Annotated in this window: 4 protein-coding genes; 1 reads left to right on the top strand and 3 read right to left on the bottom strand. The window is 60.8% G+C overall.

Annotation, left to right across the window (positions count from 1 at the left end):
- Positions 1–209: 209 nt before the first annotated feature.
- Both ABD819_RS18560 and ABD819_RS18555 read right to left on the bottom strand, forming a co-directional pair.
- Positions 210–1,589, bottom strand: a complete 1,380-nt coding sequence (locus ABD819_RS18560; protein WP_345126711.1) for a RagB/SusD family nutrient uptake outer membrane protein — start codon at positions 1,587–1,589, stop codon at positions 210–212.
- 51 nt (positions 1,590–1,640) lie between these two features.
- Positions 1,641–4,748: a SusC/RagA family TonB-linked outer membrane protein gene (locus ABD819_RS18555; RefSeq protein ID WP_345126709.1), complete on the bottom strand. Its 3,108-nt coding sequence runs from the start codon at positions 4,746–4,748 to the stop codon at positions 1,641–1,643.
- A gap of 257 nt (positions 4,749–5,005) precedes the next feature.
- Here ABD819_RS18555 and ABD819_RS18550 point away from each other — a divergent pair, with 257 nt between their 5' ends.
- Positions 5,006–6,172 (top strand): ribonuclease D, encoded by a 1,167-nt coding sequence (locus ABD819_RS18550; RefSeq protein WP_345126707.1) that lies wholly within the window; start codon positions 5,006–5,008, stop codon positions 6,170–6,172.
- 150 nt (positions 6,173–6,322) lie between these two features.
- Here the strand turns inward: ABD819_RS18550 and aceA are convergent, their stop codons facing one another.
- Entirely contained in the window at positions 6,323–7,606 is a 1,284-nt protein-coding gene (aceA, locus tag ABD819_RS18545; protein ID WP_345126705.1) for an isocitrate lyase, read from the bottom strand.
- Positions 7,607–7,858: the final 252 nt, after the last annotated feature.

The raw sequence follows: 7,858 nt of genomic DNA, 5'->3' as shown, positions 1-7,858 counted from the left end.
GACTTCACCCACCACGGCCAATTTAAAGGGCAAACTGTAGTCGCGCTGACTACGCCGCACACGCGGCTCAAACTCAGTTTTCATGACATCTTTTGGGAAAGCTGTCAACCTATTTCCGGACCCGACACAGACAACCAAAAAGGCCGCTCCAATAGTTGGAGCGGCCTTTTTTAGGATGAATACACCCGCCTGGAGAGGCGGGTCCGGCACTAGTTGTATCCTTCGTTCTGCACCAGGTTAGGGTTCACGTTGATTTCGCGCAACGGGATGGGGAACACCAAACGACGCGAGTTCCAGGGCACTGCTACGCCGTCGGGGTCGGTAATCGTCTCCCGGTTACGCTTTACATCGCCGAGCCGAAAGCCTTCGAACGCCAGTTCCAGCTTACGCTCGCGTAGAATGGCGGGCAGCGTCACTACCGCGAGCGGCGCTATGCCAGCCCGTGTCCGGACGCGGTTAATGTCGGCCAAGGGCGTAGCACCCACCACCGTGCCAGCCCGGAAGTTGGTTTCGGCGCGGATGAGGTACAGCTCGGCCAGGCGCATCAGCTTGATGTTGCCGTACAGGTCGTCGTACTTGTTGCTATACGTTTGCCCGCTGCTGGTCGTGAATAAGTCGCCGCGCTCGTCGGTCGGTCCGTACTGGTTGGTGTGCTTATCCTCAACGCTGATATCGCCCCGGCGGTTAATTGAATAGAACGTATTCAACTCATTGCGGCCGCTTTGGGCCGAAATCTGAATGGCGAAAATGTCTTCCACAGAGTTGGGCAACAGGCCCGCCGCCGAGCCAGAGAAGAACTCATCCGTGTAGCTGGCATTGAGAGTGTACTTGTTGGCGCTGATAACGCGGTTAGCAGCCGCGCCGGCATCGGCGAACCGCCCTTGCTGCAGGTAAACCCGGGCAAGCATGGTGGCCGCAACGTACTTGTTAGCAAAAAAAGATGCCGCTGGCGAGCTCACTGGCATCTTGGCTTCGGCGTCGGTCAGGTCGGCAATGACTTGGGCGTACACTTCGGCCACGGTGTTGCGCCGCACCTGAGAAGAAGCGTCGAGTACCCGCGTGGGCGTGAGCACCAACGGCACGCCGAGGTTGGACGACGGGTTACCATCGCCCCAATCCTTGCCATAGAGGCGCACCAGCTCGAAGTACATGGCCGAGCGGATGAATTTTGCCTCGCCCTCTACCCGCGCCCGTTTAGCGGGCGTATCGAGCTTGTCGATGTTGGCCAGCACGTTGTTGGTGCGGTTGATAACGTTGTAGGCGTTGACCCAAATAGCCTGCACAAAGCCGTTGTCTTTGATGATGACCTTGCGGTTAATCTGGATGGGCGGCACGAACGTGCCCACAAAGGTTATTTCCCCGTCGTCGGCCAGCAGGTCCGACATCAGCTGAATGTAGCCGCCGTAGGCTTCCACATTCTGAATACCGGTGTAGCAGCCCACCAGGGCCGCCTCCACGTCCGACGACGTGCGCAGGGCCAGTTCGTCCCGCACCGAGTTGACGGGGTCGATATCGAGCTTTTTATCGCAACTGGTCAGGGAGCCTGCCAGGAGCAGGGCCGTTGCCAGCGTATAAGCAATTTTTTTCATGTCTTTGAGGAGTCAGGAGTGGGAGTGGACCGCCGTAAAGCGACCCAAATGCTAGAAGCCGACGTTGACGCCGAAGGTGATGGTGCGAGGCTGAGGCGCGGTGTAGAAGTCGATGCCCTGGTTGATGTTGCCCTGCGTGGTGCTGGTGGCGAGGTAGTCGGTATTCACTTCCGGGTCCCAGCCCTTGTAGCCCGTGAAGGTGACCAGGTTTAGGGCCTGAGCAAATACCCGCACCGACTGCAAATAGCCTTTCTTAACCAAATCGCTCGGCAGGTTATAGCCCAGGGTGAGCGTGCGCAGACGGCCGTAGGAGCCGTCTTTGATAAAGCGCGACGACTGGCTCGAACCGTTGCCGCTCAGGTAGTCGGCCTTGGGCACATCGGTGATGTCGCCGGGCTTGCGCCAGCGGTTGAGCTGGTCGCGGGTCTGGTTGTCGGGACCGTTGTTGAAGGCAACCGAGTAAAACTGCGCACCACCGTCGAAAATTTTATTGCCAAATACACCAATAAACGTGGCGGTCAGGTCGAAGCCTTTATAGCCAAAGGTGTTGGTCAGGCCACCCGTCCAACGGGGATTGGGGTCGCCCACCGGCACCAATTGCGCCTGGTTAATATCGTTGGTCGTGCCCAGACTACGGTCGCTGGAGCCCGTGCCGGTGCCGTCTCCGTTGGCGCGGTTGATGTAGTACAGCGCGTCGCCGTTGGCGGGGTCCACACCGGCGTATTCGGGGGCGAAGAAAGTACCAATGGGGAAGCCTTCCTGAGCGCGGCTCACAAAGTTGCCCAGGATGGGCTGGCCCTGCAGGAAGGTCAGCTTATTGGCGTTGCGGGCGGCGTTCACGGTGGTGGTCCAGGTGAAGTCGCCCACGAAGTTGCGCGTGGTCAAGGACAGCTCCACACCCTTGTTTTCCAGGGTGCCCACGTTCTTGAACTGGGAAGGGAAGCCGGAGGTGGCGGGCACCGTGGCGTTCAGTGCCAGGTCGGTGGTGCGCTTCAGGTACACGTCCACTTCGGCGCTGATGCGGTTGTCGAAGAAGCCCATCTCCAGGCCGGCATCGGCCTGGGTCGTCGACTCCCATTTCAGGTCGCGGTTGGCCACCTGCAGGGGGCGCTGGCCGGGGATGCCCACGTAGCCCGAGGTACCGACGAACAGGCCCTGCCAAGGAAAGTCGATGAAGCCCTGGTTACCGGTGCGGCCAATGCTGATGCGTGGCTTGAGAAAGCTCAACACCTTCTGGTTTTTCAGGAAGCTTTCTTCCGTCACGACCCAACCCAACGAGGCGGCCGGAAAGAAACCGTACTGCTGGTTGGGGCCGAAGCGCGACGAGCCGTCGATGCGGGCACTCAGGCCCAGCAAATACTTGCCGGCGAAAGAGTAGTTCAGGCGGCCAAAGTACGAGAGCAGGGAGCTGCGGGTGAGCTCCGAACTACCGGCCGAGTACACGGCGGCACTGCCCAGCTTGCGGTAAGCATCGCTGGCGAACTGCGAGCCTTCCACGCTGGTGTAGTTCTGCTTGCGCTCCTCGTAGGACGTACCCAGCGTGGCTTCCACGGTGTGCAGCTCAGCCAGCACCTTGCGGTAGGAGAGGAAGTTGTTGGTGATGAAGCGGCCGCTGGTGGTATGGGCGCTAAAGGCGAAGCCGTTGGTCGGCCCCGAGTTGCGGGAGGTCACGCGGGCCAGGTACTGGTCCTCGTCCTGGTTCAGGATGTCCAGGCCCAGCTCCGAGCGAAACGAGAGGCCGGGGATGATTTCATACTGGGCAAACACGTTGCCCAGCGTACGGTACACGAAGGTGGCGTAGGTGGCGGCGTTGTTTTGCACCCCCAGCAACGGGTTGTAGTAGAAGGGGAAGTTGTTGTTCGGGTTGCCGGTGTTCAGGTCCAGCGCGCCGCTGGTGAGGCCGGTGCGTGGGTCGATAACGGGCGTAATAGGGGCCAATGCCACTGCCTGCAAGGGCGTGCTGAAGGCATTGTCGTTGGGCAGCCGGTCGTTGCGGGTGCGCGATAAGCCAATGTTGATGCCCAGCGTCAGTTTATCGGTAGCCTTGTGGTCCAGGTTGAGGCGCGAGGCAATGCGTTGCAACTTGTTGCCCACCAGAATGCCTTCCTGCGTGCTGTACTGGCCCGAGAGATAATACTTGGTTTTATCAGTGCCCCCGCTCGTGTTCAGGTCATACTGGCTGAAGCTGCCTTTGCGGAACACCTGGTCCTGCCAGTCAGTGTCGACGGTGTAGTTGGCATTCACGTCCACGCCGGCGGCGTAGCCCTTGAAGCGGGCAGCGTTGCTGGCATCGGTGCGGCCGGCGTTTTTCAGTGCTTCGGTGAATAGCTCCACGTACTCCTTGGAGTTCAGGAACTCCCGACGGCGCGTGGCCTGACTGGTGCCCGTCTGGTAGCCCAGGTTGAAGCGCGTCGCGCCGGATTTACCCCGCTTGGTGGTGATGAGCACCACCCCGTTCGAGGCACGCGAGCCGTAGATAGCCGAGGCGGCCGCGTCTTTTAGAATGGTGATGCTCTCAATGTCGTTGGGGTTGATATCGGCGATGGGGTTGGTCGGAGCACCGGTCGAGGACAGGTTATCCGTCACAATCGGAATGTTGTCCACCACGTACAGCGGCTGCGTGTCGCCGCTCACCGAGGCCGTGCCACGCACGCGCACCTTGATGGCCTGGCCCAGCTTGCCGCTGCCGCTCTCAATGACCACCCCCGCCGCCTTGCCTTGGATGGCTTGCTCGAAGGTTTGCACCGGCGCGTTGGCAATATCCTTGGTCGTGAGCGTGCTCACGGACCCCGTCAGGTCGGCTTTGGTTTGCGAGCCGTAGCCCACCACAATGGCCTCGGTCAACTGCGTGGCCGACACGGCCAGCGTTACGCTAATCGTGCTCTGGGCACCAACCGTAATAGATTGGGCCGTGTAGCCCACCGAGCTGATAACCAGTACTGCATCGGGCTGCACGCTCAGGTTGAAAGCACCATCGGCCCCGGAGCTGGTGCCGTTGGTAGTGCCGCGCTCGAGCACGGTGGCCCCGGGCACGGCCCCACCATCGGAACCCAATACCCGGCCGCTGATGGCCCGGGTTTGCGCCCAGGCGGACGCCGAATACAGGCACGCCGCAAAGAGCAGCAGGAACCTAAGATGAGTAAAGATTTTGTGCTTCATGAGAACAGGAATTGGGTGAAAAATTGAAATTTAAGAAATTTCCGGGAGTTGACCCGAAAAACAGTGCATTGAGAACCCCGAATTAATTGATTGTTTACAATTCACTCCTGCTACTCAATGCCGAGGCAAATATAATTACACAAGCTTTTGACTTGTGTAATTATATTGTTCTGCCGGGCTTGCCGCGCATGCCTACCTTTACCGCACCAACAATTGCCGCTCCCGGCGCTAGCTTCGCTGACTCCCTTATCGCCTCAATGCCAACGATTCATTACCTCACTACGGCCGACGCTATTGCCGCCGCGGCCGCCCATTTTGCCACGCTGCCGCGCATCGGCATCGACCTCGAATTTGATGATATGCGCCACCGCTACGGTCGGCACCTGGCTCTTATTCAGGTCTTCGACGGCCAGGAAGCGTACCTGATTGACCCGCTGCCCTTGCCCGACATGGCCGCCGGCCTCGAACCGCTGTTTGCCGTGCTGCGCGACCCGGCCGTGGCCAAGGTGTTCCATTCCTGCAAGTCGGACATTCTGCTGCTCGATGAGGTGTTCAGCGTCAACTGCCTCAACATTGTGGATACCAGCGTGCAGTTCACGCTGCTCGCCGCCGAGGATAATAATATTTCCCTGGGCCGCCTCATTCAGGCCGAGCTGGGCTTTGAAGTGGATAAGGGGGAACAAAAGTCGAACTGGCTGAAGCGCCCCCTCACCGAAGCGCAGCAGGAGTACGCCGCCAACGATGTCCTCTTTCTTTTCGAACTCACCGACCGCCTCAGCGCCCGCCTCGAAGAACTGGGCCGCGCCGACTGGGCCGCCCAGGAAAACCTGGCCCTCGAAGCCGTGCGCTACGGCCGCGACGACCCGCGCCCGTGGTCACGCAATGCGGCCAAATACAAGATTTCCAGCTCGGAGATGCCCATTTTCCGGGAGCTGTACATGCTGCGCGATGCCGTGGCCCGGCAGCTCGACCGCCCGCCCTACCACGTCCTCAGCAACGACCGGCTGGCCGAGCTCACCCGCCAGCCCATCGAAACGCCGCTCCAGCTGCGCACCGCCAACGGCCTGCACCCCGAGCTGAAACGCCCGCCCTACGCCGAGCAGCTGCTGGCCATCGGCACTACCGATTTGGAACCGGATGCCCCGCTGGCTCCCGAGCACCGCAAGTTTCCGTTCCGGCGCCGCCTCAACGGCTCCGCCGCCACCCGCGCCGATGCCCGCGAAACCCTGCTCAATACGCTCAAAAACCACCTCATCAGCGACCACGGGGCCACCATGGCCAACATGGTGCTCAGCAATCGCCTCATCGCCGAAATCATTGAGCAAGGTGCCGAAGGGGCTTTGCGCCCCTGGCAGCAGCAGCTGCTGCGTGATTCAGCCGAGAAGCACGGTGAGGACTACGGGTCGATTGCCGACGCATTTTAAAAAGCCTACCCGACAAACCGGAACGTCATGCTGAGCGCAGCCGAAGCATCTCGCTCGGGTTAGTAATTCTTTCGACTAAACGATTGATTTACTTTCCCAAGCGAGATGCTTCGGCTGCGCTCAGCATGACGTTCTTTTTGCGTCAGGTTCTTAAAATTGGGCTTCCTCGGTGCTGCCCACCAGGGCGGCGGTGCTAGTCTGGTTGCTGGTCACCACGTTCTGCACGGCATCGAAGTAGCCGGTGCCCACGAAGGACTGGTGCTTCACGGCCTGGTAGCCATCCTTAGCCAGGGCAAATTCGCGCTCCTGCAGCTCAGAGTAGCCAGCCATGCCGCGCTGGCGGTAGGCCTGGGCCAGCTCAAACATGCTGGTATTGAGGGCGTGGAAGCCCGCCAGGGTGATAAACTGAAACTTGTAGCCCATGGCAGCCAGCTCTTCGCGGAAGGTTTCCATCTGCTCCACACTCAGCCTGGAGGCCCAGTTGAACGAGGGTGAACAGTTGTAGGCCAGCAGCTTACCGGGGAACTTGGCGTGAATGGCTTCGGCAAACTTGCGGGCTTCGCCCAGGTCGGGGTGCGAGGTTTCCATCCAGAGAAGGTCGGCGTAGGGCGCGTAGGCCAGGCCGCGGGCAATGCCGGCCTCAATGCCGCAGCGGATGCGATAGAAGCCCTCGTTGGTGCGCTCGGCTTCCTGCAGAATGAAGGGCTGGTCGCGCGGGTCTACATCGGCGGTGAGCAGGTCGGCGGCGTCGGCGTCGGTGCGGGCCACCACCAGGGTGGGCACGCCCAGCACGTCGGCAGCCAGGCGGGCCGCCACCAGCTTATTGATGGCTTCCTGGGTGGGCACCAGCACTTTGCCGCCGAGGTGGCCGCACTTTTTGGCCGATGACAGCTGGTCTTCGAAATGCACGCCGGCGGCCCCGGCCTCAATCATCATCTTCATCAGCTCAAACGCATTCAGGTTGCCCCCGAAACCCGCCTCGGCGTCGGCCACGATGGGTGCGAGGTAATGCACGTCGCTCCGGCCGTCGAGGTGCTGAATCTGGTCGGCCCGCAGCAGGGCGTTGTTGATGCGGCGCACCACGGCCGGCACGCTGTCCACGGGGTACAGGCTTTGGTCGGGGTACATGTGGCCCGCGCCGTTGGCATCGGCCGCCACCTGCCAGCCGCTGAGGTAGATGGCCAGCAGCCCGGCCTGCACTTCCTGCACCGCCTGGTTACCAGTCAGGGCACCCAGCCCGGCCACGTATTCGCGGGTGTGCAGCAAGTCCCAGAGTCGGTCGGCACCCTGGCGGGCCAGCGAGTACTCAATGTGGATGGAGCCCTGCAGCTTCACCACATCCTCGGGCGAATACGGGCGCTGAATACCAATCCAGCGGGGGTTGTGGGCCCAGTCCAGGGCGATTTCGGCGGCGCGTTGGGGTTGCGTTTTCATGGTATTGGGGTTGAATGGTGGGTTGAATGCGACTCGGAAAAGGCAAAGAATTACCAGGCTGCTTTCAGAGCAGCTTTTTTGACTCAGGGATAAGAGGTACTGGCCGTCGCTGGCCCGTCGCTGGCCGCAGTTTAACCGTAGCGACGACTGCGGGCCGGGGGTGAAGTGAATTGGCAACTCACGGCCGCGGAGCGGCCATGCTAATCTGAGCTTACCTGCTCTTCGTCGGCGAGTTACAAACTCGCTTTACGT

The sequence above is a fragment of the Hymenobacter antarcticus genome (assembly GCF_039539545.1).
Classification (GTDB): domain Bacteria; phylum Bacteroidota; class Bacteroidia; order Cytophagales; family Hymenobacteraceae; genus Hymenobacter; species Hymenobacter antarcticus.
Note: the sequence above shows the minus strand (reverse complement) of the source record. Positions and strands in the feature narration are given on the sequence as shown.

Bases quoted from the DNA above. Each gene is read 5' to 3' on its own strand.
- ABD819_RS18560 (WP_345126711.1), bottom strand. From the start codon at position 1,589: ATGAAAAAAATTGCTTATACGCTGGCAACGGCCCTGCTCCTGGCAGGC.
- ABD819_RS18555 (WP_345126709.1), bottom strand. From the start codon at position 4,748: ATGAAGCACAAAATCTTTACTCATCTTAGGTTCCTGCTGCTCTTTGCG.
- ABD819_RS18550 (WP_345126707.1), top strand. From the start codon at position 5,006: ATGCCAACGATTCATTACCTCACTACGGCCGACGCTATTGCCGCCGCG.
- aceA (WP_345126705.1), bottom strand. From the start codon at position 7,606: ATGAAAACGCAACCCCAACGCGCCGCCGAAATCGCCCTGGACTGGGCC.